32 protein-coding genes are annotated in these 25,518 nt (G+C 64.6%); 25 read left to right on the forward strand and 7 right to left on the reverse strand.

Going from position 1 to position 25,518, the window contains the following annotated elements; translation table 11 throughout:
• Positions 1-24 precede the first annotated feature (24 nt).
• Positions 25-804, forward strand: coding sequence for an exodeoxyribonuclease III (xth, locus tag BT183_RS05130; RefSeq protein WP_072339608.1), 780 nt, complete (start codon positions 25-27; stop codon positions 802-804).
• Between the two features lie 45 nt (positions 805-849).
• Here xth and BT183_RS05135 read toward each other — a convergent pair whose 3' ends face one another.
• From BT183_RS05135 to BT183_RS05165, 7 genes are all read right to left on the reverse strand, one after another.
• A complete protein-coding gene (locus tag BT183_RS05135) occupies positions 850-1,656 on the reverse strand; it encodes a tetratricopeptide repeat protein (RefSeq protein WP_177282399.1) in 807 nt (268 codons plus the stop codon).
• Positions 1,657-1,987: 331 nt separating this feature from the next.
• Entirely contained in the window at positions 1,988-4,831 is a 2,844-nt protein-coding gene (locus BT183_RS05140) for a valine--tRNA ligase (protein WP_072339612.1), read from the reverse strand.
• Between the two features lie 122 nt (positions 4,832-4,953).
• A complete protein-coding gene (locus BT183_RS21140; RefSeq protein ID WP_072339614.1) occupies positions 4,954-5,712 on the reverse strand; it encodes a PopZ family protein in 759 nt (252 codons plus the stop codon).
• Between the two features lie 147 nt (positions 5,713-5,859).
• Positions 5,860-7,155: a TolC family outer membrane protein gene (locus BT183_RS05150; protein WP_177282401.1), complete on the reverse strand. Its 1,296-nt coding sequence runs from the start codon at positions 7,153-7,155 to the stop codon at positions 5,860-5,862.
• 249 nt (positions 7,156-7,404) lie between these two features.
• Positions 7,405-8,058, reverse strand: a complete 654-nt coding sequence (locus tag BT183_RS05155) for a protein-L-isoaspartate O-methyltransferase family protein (RefSeq protein WP_072341566.1) — start codon at positions 8,056-8,058, stop codon at positions 7,405-7,407.
• A gap of 249 nt (positions 8,059-8,307) precedes the next feature.
• Positions 8,308-9,504 carry a tyrosine-type recombinase/integrase gene (locus tag BT183_RS05160; RefSeq protein WP_072339618.1) on the reverse strand — a complete coding sequence of 399 codons (1,197 nt, stop codon included), beginning with the start codon at positions 9,502-9,504 and terminating at the stop codon, positions 8,308-8,310.
• Positions 9,505-9,811: 307 nt separating this feature from the next.
• Positions 9,812-10,168: an Arc family DNA-binding protein gene (locus tag BT183_RS05165; protein ID WP_072339620.1), complete on the reverse strand. Its 357-nt coding sequence runs from the start codon at positions 10,166-10,168 to the stop codon at positions 9,812-9,814.
• Between the two features lie 100 nt (positions 10,169-10,268).
• Here BT183_RS05165 and BT183_RS05170 point away from each other — a divergent pair, with 100 nt between their 5' ends.
• The 24 genes from BT183_RS05170 (at position 10,269) to BT183_RS05280 (ending at position 24,503) form a co-directional block, all read left to right on the forward strand.
• A complete protein-coding gene (locus tag BT183_RS05170) occupies positions 10,269-10,499 on the forward strand; it encodes an Arc family DNA-binding protein (RefSeq protein ID WP_072339622.1) in 231 nt (76 codons plus the stop codon).
• A 34-nt stretch (positions 10,500-10,533) separates the two neighbouring features.
• On the forward strand, positions 10,534-11,115 hold the full coding sequence (locus tag BT183_RS05175) for a hypothetical protein (protein ID WP_143145669.1): 582 nt from the start codon (positions 10,534-10,536) through the stop codon (positions 11,113-11,115).
• The gene (locus BT183_RS05180) at positions 11,112-11,318 is read left to right on the forward strand and encodes a hypothetical protein (protein WP_072339626.1); all 207 of its coding nucleotides are present in this window, start codon (positions 11,112-11,114) and stop codon (positions 11,316-11,318) included. The genes BT183_RS05175 and BT183_RS05180 overlap by 4 nt, the downstream gene beginning before the upstream one ends.
• 57 nt (positions 11,319-11,375) lie before the next feature.
• The gene (locus tag BT183_RS20705) at positions 11,376-11,552 is read left to right on the forward strand and encodes a hypothetical protein (RefSeq protein ID WP_177282403.1); all 177 of its coding nucleotides are present in this window, start codon (positions 11,376-11,378) and stop codon (positions 11,550-11,552) included.
• Positions 11,553-11,697: 145 nt separating this feature from the next.
• Complete coding sequence (locus BT183_RS05185; RefSeq protein ID WP_072339628.1) at positions 11,698-12,561, forward strand: helix-turn-helix domain-containing protein; 864 nt, start codon at positions 11,698-11,700, stop codon at positions 12,559-12,561.
• Positions 12,548-12,805, forward strand: a complete 258-nt coding sequence (locus BT183_RS05190; RefSeq protein ID WP_143145670.1) for a hypothetical protein — start codon at positions 12,548-12,550, stop codon at positions 12,803-12,805. Before BT183_RS05185 ends, BT183_RS05190 begins: the two co-directional genes overlap by 14 nt.
• 419 nt (positions 12,806-13,224) lie before the next feature.
• Complete coding sequence (locus BT183_RS05200; protein ID WP_084603397.1) at positions 13,225-14,460, forward strand: phage portal protein; 1,236 nt, start codon at positions 13,225-13,227, stop codon at positions 14,458-14,460.
• Positions 14,447-14,665, forward strand: a complete 219-nt coding sequence (locus BT183_RS05205; protein ID WP_143145671.1) for a hypothetical protein — start codon at positions 14,447-14,449, stop codon at positions 14,663-14,665. The genes BT183_RS05200 and BT183_RS05205 overlap by 14 nt, the downstream gene beginning before the upstream one ends.
• Positions 14,652-15,038: a hypothetical protein gene (locus BT183_RS05210; protein WP_072339634.1), complete on the forward strand. Its 387-nt coding sequence runs from the start codon at positions 14,652-14,654 to the stop codon at positions 15,036-15,038. The genes BT183_RS05205 and BT183_RS05210 overlap by 14 nt, the downstream gene beginning before the upstream one ends.
• A gap of 2 nt (positions 15,039-15,040) precedes the next feature.
• Entirely contained in the window at positions 15,041-15,547 is a 507-nt protein-coding gene (locus BT183_RS05215; protein WP_072339636.1) for an HK97 family phage prohead protease, read from the forward strand.
• Positions 15,486-16,763 (forward strand): phage major capsid protein, encoded by a 1,278-nt coding sequence (locus BT183_RS05220; RefSeq protein WP_084603258.1) that lies wholly within the window; start codon positions 15,486-15,488, stop codon positions 16,761-16,763. The genes BT183_RS05215 and BT183_RS05220 overlap by 62 nt, the downstream gene beginning before the upstream one ends.
• Before the next feature lie 27 nt (positions 16,764-16,790).
• Entirely contained in the window at positions 16,791-17,180 is a 390-nt protein-coding gene (locus BT183_RS05225) for a hypothetical protein (protein ID WP_072339640.1), read from the forward strand.
• 1 nt (position 17,181) lies between these two features.
• Positions 17,182-17,460 (forward strand): hypothetical protein, encoded by a 279-nt coding sequence (locus BT183_RS05230; RefSeq protein WP_072339642.1) that lies wholly within the window; start codon positions 17,182-17,184, stop codon positions 17,458-17,460.
• Between the two features lie 84 nt (positions 17,461-17,544).
• Complete coding sequence (locus BT183_RS05235; RefSeq protein ID WP_210185442.1) at positions 17,545-17,823, forward strand: HNH endonuclease; 279 nt, start codon at positions 17,545-17,547, stop codon at positions 17,821-17,823.
• Positions 17,820-18,584 carry a hypothetical protein gene (locus BT183_RS20710; RefSeq protein WP_072339646.1) on the forward strand — a complete coding sequence of 255 codons (765 nt, stop codon included), beginning with the start codon at positions 17,820-17,822 and terminating at the stop codon, positions 18,582-18,584. The genes BT183_RS05235 and BT183_RS20710 overlap by 4 nt, the downstream gene beginning before the upstream one ends.
• A gap of 2 nt (positions 18,585-18,586) precedes the next feature.
• Entirely contained in the window at positions 18,587-18,895 is a 309-nt protein-coding gene (locus BT183_RS05245) for a head-tail connector protein (protein WP_072339648.1), read from the forward strand.
• Positions 18,885-19,295 carry an HK97-gp10 family putative phage morphogenesis protein gene (locus tag BT183_RS05250; RefSeq protein WP_072339650.1) on the forward strand — a complete coding sequence of 137 codons (411 nt, stop codon included), beginning with the start codon at positions 18,885-18,887 and terminating at the stop codon, positions 19,293-19,295. The genes BT183_RS05245 and BT183_RS05250 overlap by 11 nt, the downstream gene beginning before the upstream one ends.
• Positions 19,292-19,702, forward strand: coding sequence for a DUF3168 domain-containing protein (locus tag BT183_RS05255; RefSeq protein ID WP_072339652.1), 411 nt, complete (start codon positions 19,292-19,294; stop codon positions 19,700-19,702). Before BT183_RS05250 ends, BT183_RS05255 begins: the two co-directional genes overlap by 4 nt.
• Positions 19,699-20,022, forward strand: a complete 324-nt coding sequence (locus tag BT183_RS05260; protein WP_244545247.1) for a phage head closure protein — start codon at positions 19,699-19,701, stop codon at positions 20,020-20,022. Before BT183_RS05255 ends, BT183_RS05260 begins: the two co-directional genes overlap by 4 nt.
• Positions 20,019-20,180, forward strand: coding sequence for a hypothetical protein (locus tag BT183_RS20715; RefSeq protein WP_177282405.1), 162 nt, complete (start codon positions 20,019-20,021; stop codon positions 20,178-20,180). The genes BT183_RS05260 and BT183_RS20715 overlap by 4 nt, the downstream gene beginning before the upstream one ends.
• Complete coding sequence (locus BT183_RS05265; RefSeq protein WP_072339654.1) at positions 20,177-20,575, forward strand: phage terminase small subunit P27 family; 399 nt, start codon at positions 20,177-20,179, stop codon at positions 20,573-20,575. Before BT183_RS20715 ends, BT183_RS05265 begins: the two co-directional genes overlap by 4 nt.
• Positions 20,538-22,181, forward strand: a complete 1,644-nt coding sequence (locus BT183_RS05270) for a terminase large subunit (protein WP_072341576.1) — start codon at positions 20,538-20,540, stop codon at positions 22,179-22,181. The genes BT183_RS05265 and BT183_RS05270 overlap by 38 nt, the downstream gene beginning before the upstream one ends.
• 10 nt (positions 22,182-22,191) lie before the next feature.
• Positions 22,192-24,147, forward strand: a complete 1,956-nt coding sequence (locus tag BT183_RS05275) for a hypothetical protein (protein ID WP_072339656.1) — start codon at positions 22,192-22,194, stop codon at positions 24,145-24,147.
• On the forward strand, positions 24,147-24,503 hold the full coding sequence (locus BT183_RS05280) for a phage tail assembly chaperone (protein ID WP_072339658.1): 357 nt from the start codon (positions 24,147-24,149) through the stop codon (positions 24,501-24,503). The genes BT183_RS05275 and BT183_RS05280 overlap by 1 nt, the downstream gene beginning before the upstream one ends.
• Positions 24,504-25,518: the final 1,015 nt, after the last annotated feature.

Genomic DNA, 25,518 nt, shown 5'->3' on the forward strand with positions numbered 1-25,518 from the left:
ACGCGCCCGAAGGAGGCCAGATTCATGCGCATCGCGACCTGGAATATCAACGGCATCAAGGCGCGCCTTGGGCTCCTCTTGACCTGGCTGGAGCAGGAAAAGCCCGACATTGTCGGGTTGCAGGAGATCAAATCGGTCGATGAGGGCTTCCCTCGCGCCGAGATCGAAGCGCTGGGCTACAATGTCGAAACCTTCGGGCAGAAGAGCTGGAACGGCGTGGCCCTGCTCTCCCGCCTGCCCTTCGATGAAGTGCATCGCGGCCTGCCCGGCGATGACAGCGACGAACAGGCCCGGCTGATCGAGGGCGTCTTCTCCATCGAGCAGGGCGTGGTCCGGGTGTGCAACATCTACCTGCCCAACGGCAATCCGGTCGATTCGCCGAAATTCCCCTACAAGCTGGCCTGGATGGATCGCCTCGCGACCTTTTGCGAGAAACGGCTGGCGCTTGAAGAACCCTTCATTCTCATGGGTGATTTCAACATCATCCCCGCCCCCATCGACGCACACGACCCCGAGGCCTGGTGGGGAGACGCGCTGTTCCGCCCCGAAAGCCAGGAGCGCTTTCGCGCCTTGCTGAACCTCGGGCTGCGCGATGGCCTGCGCGAGGTTACAGACGAAGCCAGCTACACCTTCTGGGATTTTCAGGCGGGCGCATGGCGTCGCAATAACGGTATCCGCATCGATCACCTGCTGCTGTCGCCGCAAGCCGCTGACCGGCTCGAAATGGTGAAGGTGCATCGCGACGTGCGCGGCTGGGACAAGCCCTCGGACCACGTGCCGGTTGAGGGCCGCTTCACGCTTTAAGGTCTGAAAATGCACGCCCCGCAGATCGGGGGCGGCCGTGTTCACTCAAAGGCCGCTGAACCTCGGGCTCAGCGCGTCTGCAAGCCGGGCGGCCTCCTGCCGCTGCTCTGGCGAGGCGATGGACATAGCGCTGGTCAGCATGTCGCGGATCCAGTTCTCGTCACCCGTCCCGGCGGAACGTCGCCCGGCCACGGTCAGCCACATCAGGCCCTCCACGGGCTGGGCCTCGATGCCGTTGCCGTTGAAGAGAATGTCGCCCAGCTTGGCCTGCGCCGGCACATAACCCTTCTGGGCCGCCGAATAGAGATAGCGCGCGCCGCGCAGATGATTGCCGCCGCCACTTTCCAGATAGCGCTCGCCCACCCGGTATTGCGCCTCAGCCTCACCGAAATAATCGGCGGCGTGCAGGATGAGCCGATCGGCCTTGCCGGGATCGGCGCTGAGGTCGGCAGCCGGAAGCCCCTCGCGGTAATACTCACCCACCTTGACGAAGGACTGGGCCACGATGTCAGCCTCGATGCCTTCGGGTGCCGCATTGGCGTATTCATTGGCGATCTGCGAGAAATAACCGAAGGCCTTCACCGGATCCTTGGCAACGCCATTGCCGTTTTCATACATATTGCCCAGGTGCCAGAGCGCCATGGGCTCGCCGGCAGCGGCGGCGCCTTCGAGTGCCGACATGAGGTCGGCTCCCGAAACTCCGGCCTGCGCGCCATCGAGCATCCCAGCCATGGCTTCGGCAGCATCGAGCGCCGTATTGGCCTGCGCCGATGCCGGGGAAACCGCTGCAAGACCCATGATCACGAATGAACCGGCCGCTACGGAGATGAGGGTTCGATTGACCCTTTGCATCCGCATGACACTCCCTACCCACCTGAGGCGCAGACCCTTGACGGGTCCAGCCAACTCACCAGCCACACACGGACTGCGAGGCCGTGAACCGGCCGCCGCAGATCGGGGAGCGGGGTGTCGAAGTGTTGCGAAACCGTTAGGATTTCGCACTTTCCACTCTCCCGCCCCCACGTTCCCTGATCCTCTTTTAGGGTCAGATTGTGGCGCCGCCAGTGACCAAAATGTTGAGGTGACCCCGGCAAAAGCGGGATTCGAAATCCTTGTTGCAAATTGGTCACTGAGGCGAAAACCGGGGTGGTTAAGGTCGTACTGACGCCGTGCCGAAAGGGCGTCAGCCGAGCCGTGCCAGGGCCTCCTGCAGCTTGGCAAGGGTTTCGACCGCCTCGGCGCGACGGCTCTTTTGCTCCTCGATCACCTCGGGCGGCGCCTTGGCGACGAACTGCGGATTGTCGAGCTTGCGATCGATCTTGCCGACATCGTCGGTGAGCTTGCCGATGTCCTTGCCCAGTCGCGCACGCTCGGCATCGAGGTCGATCATGCCCGCCAGAGGCAGCGCGTAAGTCGCCTCACCGATCACCATCTGCGCCGAGCTCGGCGGCACCTCTTCGGCATAGTCCACCGTCTCGAGCCGCGCGAGGCGGGAGAGCGCCGGCAGGTGGGTCGTGATCCGCGAGCGCGTGTCGTCGGCCGCGCCCACCACCACGAGTTTGGCCTTGGCGCCCGCCGGCACGTTCATCTCGGTGCGCACCGAGCGGATGCCGGAGACGAGCGCGAGAAGCCAGCCCATCTCGGCATCGGCGGCCTCATCCTCGAGACCAGCCAGTGCCGGCCATTCGCTGATGATCAGCAGCTTTTCTCGCGCCGGGCCGGTCTTGCCGGTCTCGGCCCACAGCTCTTCGGTCACGAACGGCATGAAGGGATGCAGCAGCTTCAGGATCTGGTCGAGCACGTAGGCTGCCGTTGCCCGGGTCTCGGCGGCCGCCTCGGCGTCCTCGCCGGTAAAGACCGGCTTTGCGAGTTCCACATACCAGTCGCAGAACGTGCCCCAGACGAAGTCGTAGGCGGCGTTGGCGGCTTCGTTGAACTTGTACTCCTCGATGCCACGCGTCACCGAGGCCACCGCCTTCGCCGTGGCGCTGACGATCCAGCGATTGAGCGCCTGGCTATTCGCCCTGGGGTCATATCCCTCGACGCGGCGGCACTCGTTCATCTCGAGGAAGCGCGCGGCGTTCCAGAGCTTGGTGACGAAGTTGCGATAGCCCTCCACCCGGCTCATCGCCAGCCGCAGGTCGCGGCCCTGCGCAGCCATAGCCGCAAGGGTGAAGCGCGTTGCGTCGGCGCCATAGCCATCGACCAGCTCGAGCGGGTCAATGACGTTGCCCTTGGTCTTGCTCATCTTCTGGCCGTTCTCGTCGCGGACCAGCGCATGCACATAGACGGTATGGAACGGCTCCTTGTCGAGGAACTCGATGCCCATCATCATCATCCGGGCGACCCAGAAGAAGATGATGTCGAAGCCGGTGACGAGCACGTCGGTCTGGTAGTAGCGACGGAGCTCAGGCGTATCCTCGGGCCAGCCCAGCGTCGAGAACGGCCAGAGCGCCGAGGAGAACCAGGTGTCGAGCACGTCCTCGTCGCGATGCAGCGGCGCCTTGGCGTCGCGCAGCTCGGCAAAGGGGTCACTAGCCTTGACCCTGCCCCAGGCCTCGGCATCCTTGCGGTCCTTCTGCGTCTGCTCGAAGCCGGTCAGGGCGCGCTGGAATTCGGGCGAATTGAGGCCATCGGTGTAGAACTCCACGGCCCGCCCGTAATAGGCGATGGCCTGCTCGCGCGCCTCCGCTTCCGTGCCTGCCACGAAGCATTTCGGGCCTGCCGCCGCATTGCCGAAATCGGGGTCGCTGGGCATGCGGGGACCGTACCAGGCCGGAATCTGGTGGCCCCACCACAGCTGGCGCGAGATGCACCACGGCTTGATGTTCTCCATCCAGGCGAAATAGGTGTTCTCCCAGCTCTGGGGCACGAATTTCGTCCGCCCCTCGCGCACCGAAGCGAGCGCGGGCTTGGCCAACACCTCGGCATTGACGAACCACTGGTCTGTGAGGAACGGCTCGATCACCACCTGCTTGGACTTCTCATCATGAGGCACCATGATGGTCTTGTCCTCGGCCTTGACCAGCACGCCGATGGCCTCGAGATCCGCGAGGATTGCCTTGCGCGCCTCGAACCGGTCGAGCCCGCGATAGGCCTTGGGCGCATAGCCATTGATACGCGCCGAGGTGGTGAAGACGTTGATCGGCTTGAGATTGTGCCGCTCGCCGACCTCGAAATCGTTGAAATCATGGGCCGGCGTGATCTTCACGGCGCCGGAGCCCAGCTCCGGATCGGCATACTCGTCGGCGATGATCGGAATGCGCCGCCCCACCAGCGGCAGCAGCACATGCTTGCCCACCAAGTGCTTGTAGCGTTCATCCTCCGGATGCACGGCCACGGCCACGTCGCCCAGCATGGTCTCGGGCCGGGTCGTGGCCACGACGATCGAGTCCTCTGAGTTCTCCACCGGGTAGCGCAGGTGCCACATCTTGCCGGCGGTCTCGATGTTTTCCACCTCGAGATCGGAGATGGCCGTTTCCAGCCCCGGATGCCAGTTCACCAGCCGCTTGGCGCGGTAGATCAGGCCCTTGCGATAGAGTTCGACGAAGACCTTGCGCACAGCCTCCGAGAGGCCCTCATCCATGGTGAAGCGCTCGCGGGACCAGTCGGCCGAAGCGCCCAGCCGGTGCAGCTGCTTGAGAATGGTGCCGCCGCTTTCCGCCTTCCACTCCCACACCCGGCGCAGGAATTCCTCGCGCCCGAGTTCGCGCCGCGTCGGCTGCTGGCGCTCGGCCAGCTTGCGCTCCACGATCATCTGCGTGGCGATGCCGGCATGGTCGGTGCCTGGCTGCCACAGCACATCCTTGCCACGCATGCGCTCGAAGCGGATGAGGATATCCTGGATGGTGTTGTTGAGCGCGTGCCCGATATGGAGCGACCCCGTCACATTGGGCGGCGGAATGACGATGGTGAAGGTTTCCGCGCCCGGCTTGGCACCGGCGCCGGCCTTGAACGCGCCCGCTTCGAGCCACGTCTCGTAAATCCGCGTCTCGACGGCGGCCGGCTCGTAGGTCTTTTCGATCATCGTGCAGTCCATGCAGGTGCGCCCGCTGCCGGGGCGGCGCGGGCGAGAGGGATCGGGGGTCTTCTAAAGCAAGAGGGGACGGACCGAGTCAACAGCAGCCGCTGCCACCCGCCTCCGCGACGTCAATCGACGCCGCGGGAGACGCGCTCGATTTCCTTTTCCACCATGCGTTCAACCACTGCAGGAAGGTTCTCGTCGAGCCATTCCTTCAGCATGGGGCGCATCATGTCGCGAATGAGGTCTTCGAGTGTGATGCCGGGCGCCACGGCCGAAAGCCCATTGAGGCGAGCAAAGGTGCTGCGCACGGCGGCCTTGGTCGCGGGTTCGAGCAACTCTTCCGCGATATCGGCGCTGAGGGTCGGATCGGGCAGCGGGCTCGGGCGCGGGTCCATTCTGGGCGTCTCCATGCGCGGTTCGGCCCTTGCTGAAGAAAGAGGGGCCGGGCGGGGCTCAGGCTTCGCGGCGGGCTGAAGAGGCGCCGCCACAGCAGCACGCGCTTCGTTCGCAGCCCCGGCAGCGCTCGGCTCCTCGCCCACGAATGTGATATCGTCGGGATCGATGAGCTCGGCCGGCACGGCAAATTCCGGAGCAGCCTCCGCGGCCTGCGGATCCTGGATCAGTTCGGCGAAGCTCCGCGGCCTTGCGGACACGTCATCAGCCACGATCTGCGAGGGCTTAAGGGCCAGCGGCTTGTCGTCATCCTCGGCCTTTGCAGGTGCGGGCCGGGGCGTCAGCTTGGGCGGCTCCGCCGCCGCAACGGGGGCCGGCTTTCCACCGGGCGTCGCTGCGCGCCCGGTGGCTGCATCGTCATCGGCGATGATCTGCCGGATCGAGGACAGGATTTCGTCCATCGAGGGTTCTTTTGCCGCCGGCTTGTTCATGAGCGCCTCTCGTGCCGCACGCGGCACCGCCCGGGCGCCGCAACGATGGGGATGATTCGTTGATCCACAGTCTATGTCGGGGATCGGAATGGCAAAACGGCGGCCTTTCGGCCGCCGTCGCTTTCAACAGGCAATTGCCGGTGCCGCCTATTCGATGAACGCGTAGTCCGACCAGATCTCCTCGACAGCCGCGATATAGCCATCGGCGGATTTGACCTGCACGTTGAGGCGAAGATCGCGCGCATTGAGCCGGCCCGTCGCCGCTATCAGCGAGAACGAGGCGATGGTTCGGGTTGCGGTGGCGCCGATCAGGCTCTCCTGCGCCGAGGTGAGTTCCGCCTGTGCATTGAGCACATCGAGGGTCGTGCTCTGCCCCACATCACGTTCGGCCACGACGCCTTCGACCACGAGCCGCTGCGATTCGACGGCCGTCCGGGCGGACTGGATCTGCGCATTGGCGTTCTGGAGCGTTGCCCAGGCCGTGGTCACGGCCTCGCGCACCTGGTCGCGGGTCGAAAGCGCTTCGAACTCGCTCTGGATGGCCAGCAGGTTGGCCTTGCGCATCGCCGCGCCATTGGCGCCACCCGAATAGATCGGGATCGACAATTGCAGGCCCACCGAGCCCGATACGCCAGCCTGCCCCCGATTGGTCTGGCTGTTGCCGAAGCAGTTGATGGTGCAGAGATTGCCGATCAGCGTCAGCGTCGGGCCGAAGGCGGCGCGGGCCGCTTCATACCCGGCCTGCGAGACGCGGATCGAGGCCTGCGCCGAAAGCACGGCCGGGTGCCGGGTCTCGGCCGAACGGATGGCCGGCTCGAGTGCCGACGGTACGAGGCCGTTGAAATTGTAGTCGGCGCTGAGATTTGCAGGCTTGCGCCCCACCCAGCGTTCATAGCTGGCCTGGCTGATCTGGAGATTGCCGATGGCAACGCGGTATCCGGCCGTTGCCTGGGCGAGACGGGCCCGCGCCTGCGACACGTCGATGCGGGTGCCCTCGCCGATGCGCAGCCGCTCATCGGCCGAATCGACCTGCGCCTGGAAAAAGCGCATATTCTCCGCGCGCAGCTCGACGAGCTGGGTATCGCGGATGACATTCATGTAGGCCTGCGCGACGGAGAGCAGCACGTTCTGCTCCTGATTGCGCATGGCGTATGTCGCCACCTCGGTCAGCGCGCGCGCCTGCTCGATCTGCGACTCGGTGCGGAAATTGTCCCACAGCGTCTGCCGGTAGCTGAACCCGCCCGAGAAATCGACGGCGCTGTTGAAGCCCGACTCCGTGCCGATCGAAAAAGCATTGGTGAAATCGGCAGAAAACCCGATCGACGGCAGCTTGCCCGCCTTGCGGGCCGCGATGTCCTCGGCCGAAGCCTTGACGCTCAGAAGCGCCGACATGATGTCGGGATTATTGGCGTAGGCATATTCCAATGCCTGCTTCAGGGTCACGGCAAAAGCCGGCCCCTGCAAAAATGCGAGCGCAGCGATAATCGCCGCGGCACGCAAGAGACGCTTAGGCAGCATGAGACGACCTCCGATGCCATCGACACTAGGCGGGGCAGCGCCTCACCACAACATGCGTCAAAAGGTGTTGCACAAATTAAACACGACAAATCTTTCGTCGTGACTGGTCCGCCACAGTCCTGCTGAACGGCTGATCAGGCCCAAACCGTCATCACTGCACGGAGCTTCGCGGCTTCAGAAGACGAAGCCGTTCGGCCGTTTGAAGCCCGGCAGCTCCGGCATGGTCGCATCGAATTCCGGGTAGCCGGCGGCCTTGTGCCCCGAACGGACCAGAACATGCGCGCGGGTGCGCCCATTTTCGCGCAGCAGGCCAACGAGCCGCCCCCCATCGGTCAGCATCTGCAGCAGGCCGGGCGGCACTTCCTCCACCACACCCTCCAGCATGATGGCGTCGAAAGGCGCGTGAGCCCTGGCCGCCTCGTAGGAGCCTTCAAGAATTCGCGTATTTCCCACGCCCTGCCCGGCCAATGTCCGGGCGGCATGGGCGGCAAGGCCGGCATCGGCCTCGACAGCCACCACTTCAGCCGCCAGCCGAGCAAGGATCGCTGTGGCATATCCGCTCGAGGCGCCGACATGGAGCACGCGTTCGCCGGGCGCGATGGCGGCAAGCTGGATCAGGCGAGCCAAAGGCATCGGAGCTGCCAGCTGCCGCTGGCCACCGGGAGCCGGCAAGGACTGGTCGAGATAGGCCAGCTGCGCGCGGCTGGGATCGACGAAGGCCTCGCGGGGAACCGAACCCATGGCTGCCAGCAGCCGCTTGTCGGTAACGTCATTGGGACGCAGCTGGCTTTCCACCATGCGCCACCGCGCTTCAGCCTGATCGACCAATCCAGCCTCCATCCTATGCAAGGCGCGCCTCTGGGGCGGGCATCGCGGTGAAAACACAGAGCGTGAGGAAATTCAATCGCGAGCGCCCATTCGAACCGAACCGCTCGGCAGGACACTGCACCGCAATCATCGCTATCTGGGAAACTGGAGGCCACGTCCGGAATCGAACCGGAATACACGGATTTGCAATCCTCATCCGCCCTTTGATATCCTTATACTTTTTGGCATCGTGTGCCGTGCGTGTGCCGTTCAGCCAAAAAGAGCAGCTTCGGCGGCGGCCAATTCGGAGCCGTCATCCCCTCTCGGAAACAGGTGACCGTAGACGTTCAGCGTCATGGCGATCGTGGAGTGTCCAAGCCGTTCCTGAACGACTTTCGGCGGCAGCTCGAGGCCTCCATCGGCGCGGCGATTGATCAGCCAGCTGGCATGGAAGTGCCGCAGGCAGTGAAGGCCCGTGTATTTAGGCGCAAGAATCGGATTGCCCTTGGCGTCGAGATCGCCCGTCTCCCGCGTCACCCCTGCGCGGATCTGCGCAGGGGCAAAGCCCATGGCAATGATGGGCTGGTGCGCCTCGGGCTCGCCCTTGAGGTTGGGAAACACCAACCCCTTGTCGCTTTTGGTGCCGGCCTTCTTCCAGTCTTTCAGCGTGTTCGCCACGATCGGCGGCAGCGGCACCTCGCGCTCGCCGGCTTCCGACTTCGGCCGGCCGATGGCCTTGAAGCGATCGGCGCGCTGCCGCACGTGCAGCACGCGCTTCTCAAGGTCTACATCTCGCCAACATAGCCCGCGCAGCTCGGATGAGCGCAAGCCGGTGAAGATGGCGGTGACCAGCAATGGCCGCCAGCGGCCTTCCAGATTCGCGAGGATGGCCCTCACTTCTTCCGGGCTGGGGATATCAACCCCGACGCGCAGCTTGCCCGTGGCGCGCTTCTGCGCCCGTGCATCGGCGGAGCCGCGTCGGCCGCGCATGTCGCGGATGGGGTTGCGGTTGCAGAGGCCGCGCTCCTGCGCGTCTCCGATGAGGCTGCCGAGCGAAACCAGAATCTTGCGGATCATCGCCGGGCTCCGCCCATTGTCGGCAAGCCTCTCTTCAAAGGCTCGAGCGGCGGGAAGCGTGAAGGCGTTCATGCGGATTTCGCCGATGAACGGGACGATATGCAGGTTCAGGTGCTGCCGATACTGGTCGACCGTGGTGCGTTCGCGCCCTGCCCGCTCTTTGGCGGCAATCCACAGCTTGCCCGCCTCGGCGATCGTGGCGCTGGCAGCGTCTGCAACATGCGCGCCATCCGCAACCTCTGTGGAAGCCCGTTTCTCGAAGGCCTCGGCATCCTTCTTGAGCTTGAAGTTCTTCCGGTGACGCTTGCCGGCCTGATCCACATAGTCCGCCTGCCAGGCCTCCCGCTCAACGCCCTGGGCGGTAGTCCATCTCCGCTTATGAACGGACATTAGGAGGCTCCTAGCTTGATCTCACCTTCGGGCTCGGCGCGCGCAAGGCAGGGTCTGCTGAATGTCAGGCAGACCCCCTGTGGAAAACTGCGCAGCCCTCGGCGGATTCTCGACCGTTTGAATTCAATGGGTTAGGCCAAACATGAGAACGAATGCAGATTGTCGCAGGTTTGCATGTGGACGGATGCGATTATATTGGCGGTTAACGGGGCGCAGTGCATAGAACGGAGCAAGTGAGAACACATGTGTCGCGGATTAGGGGCGTCCATCATTAACATTTGCGCGGCAATCAACTGCGATCATGCTGTTACTCGTCGGGGTGTGGGGGCAGTTGGATGGCCTTCCTAATAGTCTCTTCGGCCCCCTCCCAATATTCCGGGTGTTCCTTGAGGCTCTTTGTAAGGACGTTGGCCAAGTGCTCTGCCACCTGGTGGTTTGGGCCGCTCGCCGCGATACGGTGAAACTCTTCAATGTCTTTGATCAGGGCCGAGATCGGGTAAATGCGCGGATACTTCTCGTCGAGCGTCGCGACTATCTCGGCATTCATCGATCTGCCGTTCCGCTCTGCAGCGGCTTTGATGCGGTCACGCATGCCGTCAGGGAGGCGCAAAACGTACTTATCTTGGGGTTGCGCTTGGGGCTTCGGCATCGGCTCGATCTGCATTTCATCACTGGCGGCTAATAGCCAGCATTTTGCCGCTTGACGCAAGCATGGCTATTAGCCATTCATGGTGTGGCTAATAGCCATGGTTAAGGAGACGTGAGTGAGGCAACAGTTAGATAAGATAATGCTCCGCTTGCCTGACGGGATGCGTGACCGCATCCGCAACAAGGCGGCAGCCAACCGTCGATCGATGAATGCTGAGATCGTCCATTATCTCGACCGCGCATTGGTGGCCGAGGAAGCAAGTGGCGCGCTCGGGGCGGCAACCCCGGCGCGCCGTGATCATCCCCACCCTGTGCAAGGAAATGAGCATGAACGGGACCTCGTCTAGCACCCATTCCGCCAAAGCAGCAACATCTCCGTCGATGAGCCGGCGTCGGCTGATGCTCGCCATGGCTGGCACCACGGCCGCCCTGGCCGCGCCCGCTGCTGCCGTCGATCGGCTTATGCAGCCCTATCCCGAGATCAATGAGCATCCCGCAGATCGCATCGAGCGGCTTTCCGCCGAAATGGCCGACGCACTCGCCGAATATGCAGGAGGCCAGTTCCGGGCCGTGGTGCTGCCCGATGGGGACGTGAGCCTGCAAAACATCAATGCCCCGCCCGCGATGCTTGCCGAAGGGCACGCGCGGATCACGATCGGTCGCAAGGCGTACCTGATCGACACCGCCGACCTGCCCAGCCACACGGTGCGCGAAGTGCGCGATCCCGAATGCCCCGAATGGGGACCGGGGCACGAAACCCTCATCTCCCCTCGGCCGGGCAGCCGCTATGTGGTGATGCGGCACGATGGCAAGATCATCGCCTCGGAGTTGAGCGAATACGCCACCATCGGCACCCGCGTGGATCCCCGCGTCGGCATTCTGCCGCCTAGGGATGAAGGCGCCTATTCCGTCCGGTTCGGCTGCATGGTGCTGGGCCGTGTGATCGATGAGGTGGTGGCATGACGGACGCCATTACCGAGACTGACCAGCTCGATCTCTTGTGGGGCTGCGACGAGATCGCAGCCTTCATCCGGTGCTCGCGGCGGCAGTGTTATCACCTGCTCGAAACTCGGGCGATCCCCGCCCAGCTGGTGCGGGGCCGCTGGTGCGCCAGCCGGGCCGCGCTGCGGGCCTTCTTCTCCACGCCGATGGTGAAGGCGGGATAAATGACAGTAACAGTGCCTGGAAGGGCAAAACGGGTTCCCGATAATATCGAGGACGCCGTGGGGCGGCGCTCACACTTTTCGATCAGCCGGCTGGGCAAGGGCTGGTGCATCACGGTGCACCGGCGCGGCCGGCCCGACACCGTCACCATCTGCGCGACCGAGGGCGAGGCCAACAGGCTTCGCCAGCGGCTCTCCTCCGAAGGGCTGATCGGCCTCAATGGGGGTGCGATATGATCAAGCCTTTCAATGCGTTGGCCTGCGTAGCGCACAGTTCTGCGCATAGGGGCGGATAAATGGCCCAGACATTGCAAAAGCCTTGCCGGTGGGCGCGCCTCGCGCCTGCCGGCTTCACCGTCACCATCGTTTCGCGAGGGCTGCGATGAACCCTTCGGCATGGTCCTGGCGGCACGCCATCGTCAAGTCCGACCTGCCGCCGGTGACCCGGCATGTGCTCCTGACCCTTTCGGTCTTCATGAACGACATGGGCGGTGGTTGCTACCCGAGCACAAAGAGGCTCGCGGAATGTACCGGTCTGAGTGAGCGAACCGTCTGCACCCACCTGGCGGCCGCAGCGGATCGCGGGTGGCTGATCATCACGCAGCACGGGTTCAAAGGGCGAAAATGGAAGGCGCATCAGTACGAGGCCGCATGGCCGCAAGGTGCTGAAGGAGGTTCAGCGCCTCATGCTGAAGGTGCTGAAAGAGGTTCAGTGCCCCAACCCCCTGAGGCACTGAACGTGGTGCAACGAGGCACTGAAGGAGGTTCAGTCTATACTTCCAATAGAACTAACTATCTCTCTAGCGCGGGCGCACGAGCGCCGCGTAACGTGTTGCTCGATGTGCTCGATGAGCCAACCGCCGATGCGCTGCTGGTGCATTTCGAGCGGATGAAGCAACCGCTCGACGAGTATCGGGCTGAGCTCAAGGCGTCTCAGCTAGCAGAGCACGATGATCCTAACGCAGCGGCTCGGCTGCTGATCAAGCGAGCTTGGGTCAACTACGAGCCTGAGTGGCAGCCCAGCCCTCGCAGGGCTGGGGAGGATGATGGGGGCGGCAAGGCCAAGCCCCCAGCCACCCGCTTCGTGCACGCTGCCAAGGCCAAACCGACATGGCGCTGGTGCTGCGCCAAGACGGGCCACGATCCCAAGCAGGTCGATGAGCGCGGAGGCTGGGAGTTCCCTGCCGATCTGCTCGATGAGTTCCTGAACCTGCCGGCAGCGGAGCACGCCAATGGCCAGTGGTAAGCGTTTCGTCGCGGAGGATGGGCGGTGCTTCGTTCCGGTTGTGATCACAGAAGCCCGCGCGTTCGCCCGTGCCTGCCTTGAGGTTTGGGCCGAAGGCGAGGGCAAGGATCGCCGCGCCCGCATGTGGATGATGGACTTCAAGGCGCTCAGCGTCCCCTTGCAATACATCGAACCGGCACGAGCGCGGATGCCTGCCATCATCGCCGAAATCGAAGCCGAGGCGCGGCGCCGCAACAGGCGGTGACCACACCCACCGGGGGTGGTTGCCAACTTTGGGTCACGGGCGGTGACCGGTGCTCGGGCCTTCGTGCAAGATAGGACGGAATTGGAGTTTTCTGGTTATGTCTCAGTCACTTGGGAAAAAAATGTTGCCGTTGAGCCCGGAGCGGTTCGATCAGTTACTAGCGCCCCGGCCCAGTTCGCCCGTCATCTGGGGCGCGAAGCGGATCGCCGATCGCATCGGCCGGAGTGAGGATTTTGTGCGTCGGACTTTGGTGCACTTGCCTGGTTCGCCGGTGCAGCGCCGGGGCCGAAATCTCTGCGCCCTCGATGCCGAGCTGCTCGCCTTCTTCGGAGCCAATGGGAAAAGCTGACAGGTTTGCCCGCTTGAGCACCTAACAAGCCCAGTCGACCGTGCCGCGCCGGGTGCCCATGCTTATCGGCATGAAGCTCGGACCGTTTGAAATCACCCTCGGCCGCAAGGCTCTGACCGATGAGCAGCTGCTCGACATGCTCGGCGGCGGGCGCGAGACATCGAGTGGCATCGCGGTGTCGACGGCAACGGCGCTTCAGGTGCCGGCCGTGCAGGCTGCGGTTCGGACCATCAGCGAGGCGGTGGCGTCGCTCAGGATCGGCGTTGTCGAGATCGCAGAGGACGGCACCGAGACCGATGCGCGCGAACATCCCGCACACGCCCTGCTCACCGGCGAAGCCAATGAATGGACCTCGAGCTTCGAGCTGATCCGCACGCTGATGGTCGACGCCTTGACCCGCGATGCCGGCGGGCTGGGCTGGGTCAACTCGGTCCGGGGCGAGCCCGTTGAGATCATCCGGTACACGCCCGGCATCATCGCCGCGGAGTATGACGCGGACGGTTCGGGCCGCCCGACTTATCGGATCAACGGGCGCCCGACGCCGGCCAGCGAGATCGTCCATCTGCGGGGCGCCTTCGACAAGTCGCCCGTGACGCTTGCCCGCGAGGCCATCGGCACTGCCCTGGTCATGGAGAAGCATGCCGCCCGGCTGTTCGGCCATGGCGCGCGCCCAGGTGGCGTCATCGAGACGCCCAAGCCGGTGGGCGAAGAGGGCGTCAAGAAGATGCTCAAGGGCTGGGCCATCTCGCAGGAAGGCTCGGACAATGCCGGCAAAACGGCCGTGCTGTGGGACGGTGCTCAATGGAAGCAGATGACCCTCTCGAGCGTCGATGCGCAGTTCCAGCAGCTCCGGCTCTTCCAGCTCCAAGAGATCGCGCGGGCCTTCAACATCCCGGCAGTGATGCTTGGTGACCTCAGCCGCGCGACCTGGTCGAACTCAGCCGAGATGCAGCGCATGTTCCTGCTGCTCTGCCTCGAGCCGTGGCTGCTCGCCCTTGAGGGCGCGCTGCGCCGCGCGCTGTTTACCCGCGAGGATCGGCCGCGCTTCGCCATCCGCATCGAGCGCGACGACTTCAGCAAGGTCGACTTGTCGGTGCTGGCCGTGGCGATCAACGGGCTCGTGAGCAGCCGGACGATCAACCCTAACACTGCCCGCGAATGGCTCGGCCTGCCCCCGCGTGACGGCGGCGAGGAATACGCCAACCCGAACACCGGCAGTTCCCAGCCCGGAGCCTTACCGGCGCGCCGGACTGACGCGCCCCCAAACCAGCCCGACGATGAGGATGATCCCGATGCGCAAGCCTAGGATGCACCCGCTCCCCCCTAGCCCGCTGATCGGTCACTTCCACAAGGCGCCAGACGGCACAAAAATATTCGTCTTCTTCGATCTGCCCGAAAATCTCGAGCGCATCGAGAGGCTGCTGGCGGCCAACGACCCGGACCGCCTGCATCGCAGCGGCCACGTGGTGATCGTCTTTCCCGAGGGGGTAAGTGTTCATGCAACTCAGTGACGTAACCGGCAACGCAATTGATCAGGACAAAGGCCGCGCGATCGAGCTGGTTGACCCGTTCACCGGTGAGGCAACGGGGCTGCGGCTTTGGCTGGTCGGTCCGGACAGCGACACCGCGCGGCGCGCTCGGCTGGCTTTGACGGATGAGCTTACCGCCCTGGCCGATGCCGATGGCCGCGTGAGCGCTGAGCATCGCGAAGCGGCACGGCTCAATTGTCTCGCCAAGCATGTGCAGCGTTGGGACGTGCAGGAGGCGGGGCACCCTGTGCCGTTCACCACTGGCAACCTGCTGACCCTCCTGCGAGTGCATTGGGTGCAGGCTCAGGTCGACGCCTTCGCAGGCGATCGCCGCAACTTCGCGCCGGGGGCCTGACCATGGATCGGGTCTTTCTCGAAACCAAGATCATGGCGACCGACGATGGGGCCATCAGCGGCATCGCCTGGAAGTTCGGCGCCCCGGACCGGATCGGCGACTGGATTGAGCCAGGCGCCTTCAAGGGCGCCAAGCTGCCCATTCCGATGCTTTTCGGCCACGATATGAACGATCCCATCGGGACATGGGATGGGGCTGACGAGAAGTCGGACGGTCTGCATCTGTTCGGCAAGCTCCTGGTCGATGACCTCCAACGCGCCCGCGAAGTGCGCGCCCTTGTGAAGTCCGGCGCGGTGCGCGGCATCTCTGTGGGCTTCATCACCAAGAAGGCGAGCGCCCGCACCGGGGGCGGCCGGACCATCAAATCCCTCGAATTGCTTGAAGCGTCTTTGGTGACGGTGCCCATGCATCCCGGCGCGCGGGTCACCAGCGCGAAGTCAGCCATCGATGCCCTGCGCATCGCCGAGGCAATCAACCGCGCCAGCGTGGCGCTCAGAAAAGGAGCCTGACGTGCAGCACGTCTCTCATCGCGCCATTTTTGCCGGTGCAATTGAACTCAAGGGCGAAGACGACGATCCGATCAATGTTGTGACCAAGTCGCTCGAGGATCTGCAGAAGGCCGTCGACGAACGCCTCAAGAAGGTCGAAGGCGGTGCCGAGCTCAAGGCCCTGATGGATCGCATCGCCGACCTCGAGAAGAAGGCGAACCGCCCAGGCGGCCCGAAGCCGGCCGACGAACAGGCGGCCGTCGAGCGCAAAGCCTTTGCCTCGCTGCTCCGCACCGGCTCGGATGCGGAGATCAAGGCAGCCTCGTCGGATACCGACCCGGCTGGTGGCTATTTCGTGCTGCCGACGATCGACCTGACCGTGCGCCAACTTATGACCGACCTGTCGCCCCTGCGCGGCCTGGCGGACGTGGTCTCGATCTCAACCGACAAGTACGAGCGCTTCTACAGCCTCGGCGCGCGCGGTGCCCAGTGGGTGAGCGAGCGCGACACCCGTCCGCAGGACACCGACCGGCCCGAGCTCATCAAGCATACCTATGGCGTCTCGGAGCTTTACGCCGCACCGGCGTCGACCCGGCAGCTGCTCGATGATGCCGCCGTCGACATCGCCACCTGGCTGATCAACGACGCCACCCATGACTTCGCCGAGACCGAAGGTGAAGCCTTCCTCGAGGGGGATGGCGTCGAAGGCAAGCCTCGCGGCTTGCTCGACTACGGAACCACGAACGAGAAGGACTTCACCCGCGCCTGGGGCAAGCACCAGTACATCCCCGCCGGCCATGCCTCGGCGCCGACCGACGCGAACCTGGTGACCGCATGTATCGCCATCGTCGCCAAGCTTCGCAAGCCATACAAGGCGAACGCCACCTGGCTCATGAACTCGACCACGGCCGCGCGGCTCATGGGGATCGTCGACGAGAATGGTCGGCGTCTCTGGGCCCCGACCGGGAACCTCATCGAGGGCGTCGAGCACCCGCTGCTCGGCTATCGCGTCGAGATCGATGAAGGCATGCCCGATATCGCCGATGGTGCCGGTGCGCACCCGATCGCCTTCGGCGACTTCCGGCAGGGCTACGTCATCGTCGATCGGCAGGGCGTTCGGATCACTCGCGACGAGCTCACCCAGAAGGGGCGCGTGATCTTCGACGTCTACAAGCGCGTCGGCGGCGGCGCCGGGGACTTCAACGCCATCAAGTTCATCAAGATCGCGGCCTCCTGAGGCCCGGTCTAGGAAAGGACCCGCGCCATGCGCAAAGACAGCCATTCGAACGTCAACGTCGTCGCCTCCCTGGTACCCGCCGTGCAGGCCGCCACACTGAAAGGCTCGACGATCGACACCAAGGGCTTCTATTCGGCCCTGCTCATCGTCAATACCGGGGCGATTGCCAGCGCCGGTGACTACGTCGTGACGATGGAGCACAGCGACACCACTACTGATGGCGACTTCACCACGGTGCCGGTGGCCGACAAGATCGGCACTCTGCCCTCCACGCTCGCAGCGAGCACGGTCTATCGGCAGGCCTACATCGGCAGCAAGCGGTACCTGCGCGCCGTGATCACCAAGACGGGCGGCACCTCAATTGCCGCCGGAGCAGTGTTCGTACTCGGCATGCCGCAGCTGGCTCCGGTGGCGTGACATGGCAACGCTGCTTGAGATTGCGACAGAGCCCGATGTGTCTGACGAATTTACCGTCGCGGGCACGGACATCGTCACCCTGGTTCTAACCGGCACGGATGGGGGCATTGATGTTCGGGCCGCCGTCGAAATCCAGATCAAGGCCGATGGCGAATTCTATCCGGTCGCCCATCTCGACGGCGCCAGTGGCCAACGCGCTTTGGCAGTCCACGCACCTGGCGTCTATCGGGTTGCGCGAACGAGCAGCGGCGCCCCTTGCGGCGTCGTGAGCGCAACCTGACCCATGCCCCGGCGCGCCCCATCCATATGCGGCCTGTGCGGCAAGCTCCATCCGAAGGGTGAGAAATGCGCTCGGGCCGTGGCCATGGCGAAGGCGCGCCACGCGCGGGCTGATGCCAAGCGGCCGAATGCTGCGGCCCGAGGATATGACCGGGAGTGGGGCCAGCTCCGCGCGGACTTTCTCCGGGTCTATCCCGGATGCAAGCGGTGCGGCGGGCCGGCCACTCTGGTCGACCATATCGTTCCGATCCGGGTGGCGCCGCACCGGCGCCTCGACCCGGCCAATCTTCAATCGCTATGCGCCTCCTGCCATTCGGGCGCCAAGCAGTCGGCGGATCGCCGCAAATATGGAGCTGATCGATGACCGCCTTTCTCGCGGGCAACACCAAAACTTACATCGGCGGGGCCATGGCGCCGGCCGTTTATGATGACCTGCTGGCCTCGGCCTTCAACAGCCAGAGCTGGACCGAGATCAAGGGCGTCGAATCCATCGGCGCCTTCGGCGAGACCAGCGAAGTCGTGGCAGCGAATGCCATCGGCCAGAAGCGCCCGCTCAAGCTCTCGGGGCAGGAAGATCCCGGCACCATCGAGGTTGTGCTCAACTTCAACTCGTCCGACGCCGGGCAGCTCGCGCTCATGGCGGCGCGCAAGGCGAAGGAGAACCGCGCCTTCCGCGTGGTGATGGACGATGCGCCGGCCGGCGGCACGCCCAGCGAACGGCTCTTCGTCGCCCTGGTGACGGCGGCGCCCGAGCAGCTCGATACGGTCAACGCGGTGACCAAGGTCAATGCGGCCCTGGCCATCAACTCCAATGTCGTGAAGGTCGCGGCGGCCGGCGCCGGCACTGCACCGGTCAACACCGTGCTGCCCGCCATCTCGGGCACGGCTGAGACCGGCGAGACGCTGACCGCCACTTCCGGCACCTGGACGGGCTCGCCGACGCCTTCCTATGGGTATCAGTGGTTCAGTGGCGGGGAGTCGATCCCCGGCGCGACCGCGAGCACCTACGAGATCGAGGCCAGCGACGAAGGCAACACCATCACGGTGCTGGTCACCGCGACCAACGTCAATGGCGTGGCCTACGCGATGAGCGCGGCGACCGCGACCGTCACTGACGGGGCCTGATCATGGCGGTCGACCTGACGCTGGCCAAGGCGCACATGAACATCACCGGTTCCGGTGATGACACGATCATCACGCACTATATCGCCGCAGCCGATGCACAGGTTACCTCGCAGCTTGGTACGGGGGTGGATGACATCCCCGAGGCAATCTTCGATCAAGCGGTGCTGATGCTCGCGGCTCACTGGTACGAAAACCGCGAGGCCGTGGTGGTCGGCCTGTCGGCGGCTTTCCTGCCGATGGGCGTGGCCGAGATCATCCGCGAGTATCGAGCCTACAGCTTCGCCGATGTGGAGCCGACCGATGGCGGATGATGGTGGGCTCGCCAGGCTCAATCGTCGCATGGCCGCAATCCCCAAGGCAGTGCGCGATGCGCTCCAGCCGGCGCTCGACAAGGGCGCCGATGAGATGGTGCGCAAGATGAAGAGCATGGCACCGAAAGAGGATGGCGATCTTGTTGGCTCCATCCGAAAGGAACCGGGCCGGCATGAGCTGGGGCGCCGCATCGTTGCCGGCGGTGCGGCCACCACGAAGCCCGTCGCCGAGGGCCATTCGGCCAAATACGACTATGCGGTAGGGCAGGAATTCGGAACCGCCGAGATGGAGGCTCAGCCCTTCTTCCACCCGGCCAAGCGCGAGGTGGCGCCAAGGGCAAGGAACCGGCTGAAGCGCGAAGCCCGCAAGGCCATTCGCAGCATCTGGGGCAAGCCATGAGCGCGGACCTTGCCCTTCAGAAGGCCATCGGCGCCCGCCTGGCTGCGGCCTCGGGCGTGACTGCGCTTGTGCCGGCGGCCAACATTCTCGACCGGAACGCCCGGCCCAACCCCGACCCCTCGATCATCATCGGCGACGGGCAGGCACTGCCCGATGGCGACTATGCCCGCGCCGTTCAGCGCATCACGATAGACCTGCACATCTGGAAGAAAGAGCCCAGCCTTGCGGGGGTGAAAGCCATTGCCGGCGCGGTGCGCACTGCCGTGCGCGCCGGTCGACCGGCGCTTGATGCGCCCTATGTGTGCGGCGGCTGGCACGTCAGCGCCATGCGCTATCTGCGCGACCCCGATGGCGAAACGAGCCATAGCGTCGTCACCATCGAAGCGCTCATCAGTGAGGGGGCATGATGCGCGCCGGCAAGCTCGATCGCACGATCATCATCGAAGCGCAGGGCGCCGCTACGCTCGACGAGTACCGCACCCCGACGCTTGCATGGTCGACCTTCGCCACGGTGCGCGCCGAGCTGGTGCAGGCCTCGACGGCTGAATTCCTTCGGGCCTATGGAGAAGCGGCGGACGCGGTACTGATCTTCCGCATTCGATGGCTCGATGGGCTCACGGTCAAGCATCGCGTCAGCTATGCCGGCCGCATCCTCAACATCCGCGAGATCGTCGAGATCAACCGCCGGCGCGGCCTCGAGCTGCGCTGCGACGAGGTGCGCGCATGACACCCGAGCAGTTCACCGAGATCAACCTGGACCTCGATGAGCTTGACCGGCTCGCCCAGACTATGGCGAAGGGCCTCGCTCGGCGCGACCTGATCTCGGCCATCAGGCGGGTGCGGCGGGTGTGCGCCGATGCACTCGATGATCGGGGGGCGCAATGAAAGGCCAAAAGCCCCAGCTGATGGTCATCAATGGGAGCCTGGGGCAGTTCCCGCCTCCGCCCGCATGGCTGGCCGAAGAGGCCAAGGCCGAGTGGCGCCGCATGCAGCCCTACCTCGAGGAACGCAAGGCGCTCAACGACATCGACCTTGCCAATCTCGAAAACTACTGCGTCGCCCAGGGCCGGGTTCGCGAATGCGAAGCGGCCATGGTCGGCATCAACGACATCGATCGGAAGGCCAAGCTCTGGCGCATGCAGAAGCAGGCAATGGATGCGGCACGGGTGCTGGGCGGCGAGCTGGGCCTGACGCCCATGGCGCGCAGCCGGCCGGCCTTCCGCGAGCCCAGCCTGTTCGATGATGACGAGCAGGGCGAGGACCCAACCGCAATTGCCTGACACCTTCCCTCACTGGATCTATGACGGCTCGGAGATCCCCGACCCCTTCGGCCATGGCGATCGGGCGGTGCGATTCCTGCGCGCCCTGCGGCACCCCAAGAGCACCCTGCCGAACAAGGCCTTCCAGCTCGATCCGTGGCAGGAGCGCGTGGTGCGCCGCATCTATGGGCCGCGCCATGATGACGGCACCCGCGTAGTCAAAACGGTGGTGCTGCTCCTGCCGCGCGGCAATCGCAAGACCAGCCTCGCGGCAGCGATCGGGCTCCTGCATACGATCGGGCCCGAGCGGGTGCCGCAGGGTGAAGCGATCTTCGCGGCTGCCGATCGCAAGCAGGCCGGCATCGCCTTCAAGGAAGCGCTCGGCATCATCCGGAGCGACAAGCGCCTGGTGGCCGCCACCGGCATTTATGATGCCCACAATAGCGCAAAGAAGATCGCGTACCACAAGGAGGGTGTCGCCCTCGAGGTGATCAGCTCCGATGCCGGCACCCAGCACGGCCGAACCCCGGCGTTCGTCCTGGCCGATGAAATCCATATCTGGCCTAACCGGCTGCTCTGGGAAGCCCTGACCACCGGGCTCGATAAGACCGACAATCCTCTGCTGGTGGTCGCCACCACGGCCGGCCGAGGGCAAGAGAATGTGGCCTGGGAGGTGGTTGAGGACGCCCGAAAGGTGGCGAGGGGCGAAGTCGACGATGCCTCCATCCTGCCGATCCTCTTCGAAGCGCCGCGCGATGCTGACTGGCAGGATGAAGGGTTGTGGCACCGGGTGAACCCCGGCCTGCGCCACGGCTATCCCAGCCTCGACGGCTTTCGCCGGCATGCCCGCCGCGCGGCCCGCAGCGTGGGCGAGCGGCAATCGCTGCGCCAGCTGAAGCTTAACATATGGCTTGATGCGGCGACCGACCCGTTCGTCGATATGGATGTGTACGACGCCGGCGCCAAGCCCGTCGACATCGATGCCCTCGCCGAGGAACCCTGCTGGCTGGCCGTCGACCTCTCCTCGACCACCGACCTTTCCGTCATCGTCGCGTGCTGGCGCACGGCGGACGGCTACGCCCTGGCGGCATGGTTCTTCTGCCCGGAAGAAAACATCAGTCAGCGCGAGGACGCCTCGGGCGCCAGTTATGCGCAGTGGGTGGAAGAAGGGCTCATCGAGGCAACGGACGGCAATACCATCGACTACCGCCGCATCGAGGCCAAGCTGGTGGAGCTTTGCGAGATCCTCAATGTGCGCGAGATCGCCTTCGATCCCCACATGGCCCGGCAGGTACAGCCGCAGATCCTCGAGATGGGTCTGCCGGCCGTCGACATGCGCCAAATCCCCAGCCTCATGATGCCGGCATATCTGGAAACGGAGCGGGCGCTGCTGGCCGAGGAAGTGCGCCACGGCGGCAATCCCGTTCTGCGCCACTGCTTTGGCAACGTCGCGGTGAAACGCAACGATTCCGGCCATGTGGTGAAGTTCACGAAGTCGCAGCGCTGGCTGTCGATCGATGGCGCAGTGGCGGCTGCCATGGCCATCTCGCGATGCGCGGCCGGCGAAAGCAACGTCTCGTCATACGAGGATGCGCCCGACGATATCGAATCGTGGGCCATGGCATAAGGAGGCCGGCATGGCCGATGAAGGCAGCGCAGAGAAGCTGGCAATCGATCTCGAGGCGCGGGTGACCGACCTCGAAAAGGGCATGGTGCGGGCTCAGGCCATCGCAAATAAGGCCTATGCCGGTTTGAAGAAAGGGTCGAGTAGCGCCACCCGGCAAATGGAAGCCGACATGGCGCGCTCCACGAGCTTCATCAACAATGCCCTGGCCTCGACCTCGACCCGGATGGGCACTTTTACCCGATCCGGGCTTGGCGGCATGACGGCGGGCTTCCTCGGCGCCGTCGCGCCGATCCTGTCGGTGACGGCGGCGCTCAATACGGCACGCGCGGCGCTCTCGGACTTCGACCGGATCGGCAAGAACGCCAAGGCGAGCGGGCTTGGGGCCGAAGCCTTTCAGGAACTGGCCTATGCCGCCGAGCTGGGCGGTGTTGCAACCGAAACCTTTGCCAAGTCGATGGAGGCGCTCAACCGCAATGTCGGCATGGCGGCCGTGGGCAAGGGCGAGCTGGTGGAAAAGCTCAAGCAGTTGAACCCGCAGCTGCTCGCCAACATCGTCGCCACCGGATCGCAGGAAGAGCGGCTGCGCCTTGTGGCCGATGCGCTCGAGGCGGAAAGCGATGCCAGCCAGAAGGCCGCAATCGCCACGGCCGTCTTCGGCGATGCCGGGGTGCGCATGGTCGAGATGTTAAAGGGTGGCTCCAAGGCTCTAGACGATACGGCCGACAAAGCGCGCAAGCTCGGCATTGTAGTTTCGTCCGACCTCATCGCCCGAGCCGAGGAACTGAACGACGAATTCACCACGGCCACCCGCGTGATGGACATGCAATTCAAGCAGGTGCTGATCGACCTGGCGCCGCTGCTGATCGGCACCGCGCAGCTGGCGGGCGGTCTCGCCTGGGCGATCAGGCAGGTGGTCGACGCCTTCAAAGAGCTCGACATGAAGTCGACGGCCGGGCTGGCCGAGCGGCAGGCGACGATCAAGGATCTTCTCTCGCGCAACGCCGGCACGGCCGCGCAAGTCGATTCTGCCGGCTTCATCGTGCCTGGCAGCCCAATGTCGGTCGGCATTCCGGCCGAACAGGTTGCGCAACTCGAGGCCGAGCTGGCCGCCATCGAGGCCGTGCTCGAAACCCGCCGCAAGCTTGATGAGGCGCGCAATGCCCCGCTAGTGGTTCCTCCTGGTGGCGGGGGTGGCGGCAGCGTCGGCGGCTCTTCGGAAGACAAGGCCGCCCAGATCATCGCCGCGCTCGAGGCCGAGCGGGCAGCGATCGGGCTGACGGCCGTGGAGGTGGAGAAGCTTTCGGTCCTTCGGCAGGCCGGCGCCGACGCAACCGACATCCAGAAGCAGCGCATCATCGAGCTGGTGCAGGCCATCAACGATGAGCAAGCGGCGGCGGAAATCCGCGCCTCGACCGAAGGGCCGTTCGAAGTCATGACCGCCCAGCTCGATGAGCTGGAAGGCCTGCTCGCCCGCGGTGCTATCTCATGGGATGAATACGGGCAGGCTGCGATGCGCGCCCGCGCCATGGCCGCAGGCGAGGCCCTTGCCATGGTGGGCCAGATTACCGGCGCCATGACCCAGCTGTTCGAAGACAATAAGGCCCTGCAGCTCGCCAATGTCGGCGTGAACACAGCGGCGGGCGTCGCCAAGACGCTGGCCGACTATGGGGGCACGCCGTGGGGCTGGGCGGCCGTGGCGGGCGTGGTGGCATCCGGCGCGGCGCAGGCGGCGGCGATCATGGGCGCGCGGCCGGGCAGTTCCTCGGCGGCCGGCGCGGCTGCCAACACTGGTGCGGCTGTTGCAGCAGCCCCGCAGCAGGCACGGCAGATCGGCGGCACGGTGGTCATCAACGGTGACAGCTTCGGACCCTCGCATATTGAAGGGGTGATCAACCAGATCACAGATATGGTCAACGCTGATGGCGCGGCCAATCTGGTCCTGGCGATCGAGCGGGCGAGGCGCTGATGGCCAGCCCCGACCGCCTGCACCAGATCCTTGCTGACAACCTCAAGGTACATCTCGCCGGCCGGCCGATGAGGGTGCCCGAACCACTGCGCCCGCTCTGGGGCTGGTTTGCCGAATTGAGCGCGGCGCGCAGCTGGCACGCCAACGGGCCAAACCCGATCACATTCGCCGAGATCGAGGCCTATGGCAGGCTCATGGGCTGGCCCTTTCGCCCGCAGGACGTGGCGGCGATCCGCAAGCTTGATGAGGTTTGGCTTGCAGCAACCCTCGCCCGCATGGCGCCCGAGGGCGGCAAGGCGCGGCCTGTTCCAACCCAGCCCCTGACGACGGCGGCGTTCGATGCGGTGTTCGGATGAAGAAGCGGCGGCGATCGGCCCGAATAAAGGCATACTCAGACTTCGCCCTCGATGAGCGGGAAAGCCGCCTCCGGCAAGAGGGTGTGATTTATCGTCCTATCAATGGCCGGCCGAAGACGGGTCTTTCGCAACAAGAACAGAAGTCGGCCATCGCGCGCGTGGTGAAACTGATGTCCGAATGGCGGGCTAGTCCCTTTGAGCATGAGGCGGCATGTGTCAATGGACTGCGCTCGCAGCTGTGCCTCGACAGCGTGCCGTGGCATCCTGCCGATACTCAGGCGCGGGAAATAGTAGGCGCGGCAGAACGCGAGCTCGGCCTGAAGCGGCCCACCTGGTCGGAAGGTCAGCCCGAGCACATCGCGTCACATGACAATTGTGCATATTGCGCGGCGCCGTTGAGCGATGACCAGATCGCCCATGGTGATCGCTTTTGTTCTTCAGACTGCGCCCGATCCGTGGCTCGCCGGATTAGAAGCCGTGACAGTGCACGTCATTGCGAAGTACTCGCCTCGGCTCGGCGAGTCGTTCAAATCAGCCGCAGACCAGAGTCAACATGCAAGTGCTGCGGAAAGACGTTTCGGCCCAGAGGGGGTACAGCAGCACCAAAGTACTGCTCTGAGAAGTGCATGGGCATCGCAAAGCGGACGATGCCAGAGGCGATATGTGCAAATCCTGATTGTGGAAAAACCTTTCGCCTCGCGACGAAGAAACGGTTGGAGACGCAGCGCTTCTGCAGTAAAGCATGCGTCGACCATTCCCGCCGGCGACATAGCTGGCTTTTCGAGCGTGACTACCAATGCCAAATCTGCGGCTCGGCGTTCCGCTCGACGCATAGTGCGCCGAGGTACTGCTCTAATAGTTGCAACATATTAGCTTCGCGCTGGTCTCGCGGGATAAGCGTTCCAAAGAAAGTCACCCCGCGGGCACTTGATTATTTTGTGTTGCGCCCGGCCGAAGCCGCGCGGCCCAAATGGCTAAGCCCTGCACGATTCGATGAGCTTGCGGAGCGCGGTGG

Origin of the sequence: Devosia enhydra (assembly GCF_900119845.1) — a bacterium.
In the GTDB taxonomy this organism is placed as follows: Bacteria; Pseudomonadota; Alphaproteobacteria; order Rhizobiales; family Devosiaceae; genus FPKU01.

Bases quoted from the DNA above. Each gene is read 5' to 3' on its own strand.
- xth (WP_072339608.1), top strand. From the start codon at position 25: ATGCGCATCGCGACCTGGAATATCAACGGCATCAAGGCGCGCCTTGGG.
- BT183_RS05135 (WP_177282399.1), bottom strand. From the start codon at position 1,656: ATGCAAAGGGTCAATCGAACCCTCATCTCCGTAGCGGCCGGTTCATTC.
- BT183_RS05140 (WP_072339612.1), bottom strand. From the start codon at position 4,831: ATGATCGAAAAGACCTACGAGCCGGCCGCCGTCGAGACGCGGATTTAC.
- BT183_RS21140 (WP_072339614.1), bottom strand. From the start codon at position 5,712: ATGAACAAGCCGGCGGCAAAAGAACCCTCGATGGACGAAATCCTGTCC.
- BT183_RS05160 (WP_072339618.1), bottom strand. From the start codon at position 9,504: ATGTCCGTTCATAAGCGGAGATGGACTACCGCCCAGGGCGTTGAGCGG.
- BT183_RS05165 (WP_072339620.1), bottom strand. From the start codon at position 10,168: ATGCAGATCGAGCCGATGCCGAAGCCCCAAGCGCAACCCCAAGATAAG.
- BT183_RS05175 (WP_143145669.1), top strand. From the start codon at position 10,534: ATGAGCCGGCGTCGGCTGATGCTCGCCATGGCTGGCACCACGGCCGCC.
- BT183_RS05180 (WP_072339626.1), top strand. From the start codon at position 11,112: ATGACGGACGCCATTACCGAGACTGACCAGCTCGATCTCTTGTGGGGC.
- BT183_RS05185 (WP_072339628.1), top strand. From the start codon at position 11,698: ATGAACCCTTCGGCATGGTCCTGGCGGCACGCCATCGTCAAGTCCGAC.
- BT183_RS05190 (WP_143145670.1), top strand. From the start codon at position 12,548: ATGGCCAGTGGTAAGCGTTTCGTCGCGGAGGATGGGCGGTGCTTCGTT.
- BT183_RS05200 (WP_084603397.1), top strand. From the start codon at position 13,225: ATGAAGCTCGGACCGTTTGAAATCACCCTCGGCCGCAAGGCTCTGACC.
- BT183_RS05205 (WP_143145671.1), top strand. From the start codon at position 14,447: ATGCGCAAGCCTAGGATGCACCCGCTCCCCCCTAGCCCGCTGATCGGT.
- BT183_RS05210 (WP_072339634.1), top strand. From the start codon at position 14,652: ATGCAACTCAGTGACGTAACCGGCAACGCAATTGATCAGGACAAAGGC.
- BT183_RS05215 (WP_072339636.1), top strand. From the start codon at position 15,041: ATGGATCGGGTCTTTCTCGAAACCAAGATCATGGCGACCGACGATGGG.
- BT183_RS05220 (WP_084603258.1), top strand. From the start codon at position 15,486: ATGCCCTGCGCATCGCCGAGGCAATCAACCGCGCCAGCGTGGCGCTCA.
- BT183_RS05225 (WP_072339640.1), top strand. From the start codon at position 16,791: ATGCGCAAAGACAGCCATTCGAACGTCAACGTCGTCGCCTCCCTGGTA.
- BT183_RS05230 (WP_072339642.1), top strand. From the start codon at position 17,182: ATGGCAACGCTGCTTGAGATTGCGACAGAGCCCGATGTGTCTGACGAA.
- BT183_RS05235 (WP_210185442.1), top strand. From the start codon at position 17,545: ATGGCGAAGGCGCGCCACGCGCGGGCTGATGCCAAGCGGCCGAATGCT.
- BT183_RS20710 (WP_072339646.1), top strand. From the start codon at position 17,820: ATGACCGCCTTTCTCGCGGGCAACACCAAAACTTACATCGGCGGGGCC.
- BT183_RS05245 (WP_072339648.1), top strand. From the start codon at position 18,587: ATGGCGGTCGACCTGACGCTGGCCAAGGCGCACATGAACATCACCGGT.
- BT183_RS05250 (WP_072339650.1), top strand. From the start codon at position 18,885: ATGGCGGATGATGGTGGGCTCGCCAGGCTCAATCGTCGCATGGCCGCA.
- BT183_RS05255 (WP_072339652.1), top strand. From the start codon at position 19,292: ATGAGCGCGGACCTTGCCCTTCAGAAGGCCATCGGCGCCCGCCTGGCT.
- BT183_RS05260 (WP_244545247.1), top strand. From the start codon at position 19,699: ATGATGCGCGCCGGCAAGCTCGATCGCACGATCATCATCGAAGCGCAG.
- BT183_RS20715 (WP_177282405.1), top strand. From the start codon at position 20,019: ATGACACCCGAGCAGTTCACCGAGATCAACCTGGACCTCGATGAGCTT.
- BT183_RS05265 (WP_072339654.1), top strand. From the start codon at position 20,177: ATGAAAGGCCAAAAGCCCCAGCTGATGGTCATCAATGGGAGCCTGGGG.
- BT183_RS05270 (WP_072341576.1), top strand. From the start codon at position 20,538: ATGACGAGCAGGGCGAGGACCCAACCGCAATTGCCTGACACCTTCCCT.
- BT183_RS05275 (WP_072339656.1), top strand. From the start codon at position 22,192: ATGGCCGATGAAGGCAGCGCAGAGAAGCTGGCAATCGATCTCGAGGCG.
- BT183_RS05280 (WP_072339658.1), top strand. From the start codon at position 24,147: ATGGCCAGCCCCGACCGCCTGCACCAGATCCTTGCTGACAACCTCAAG.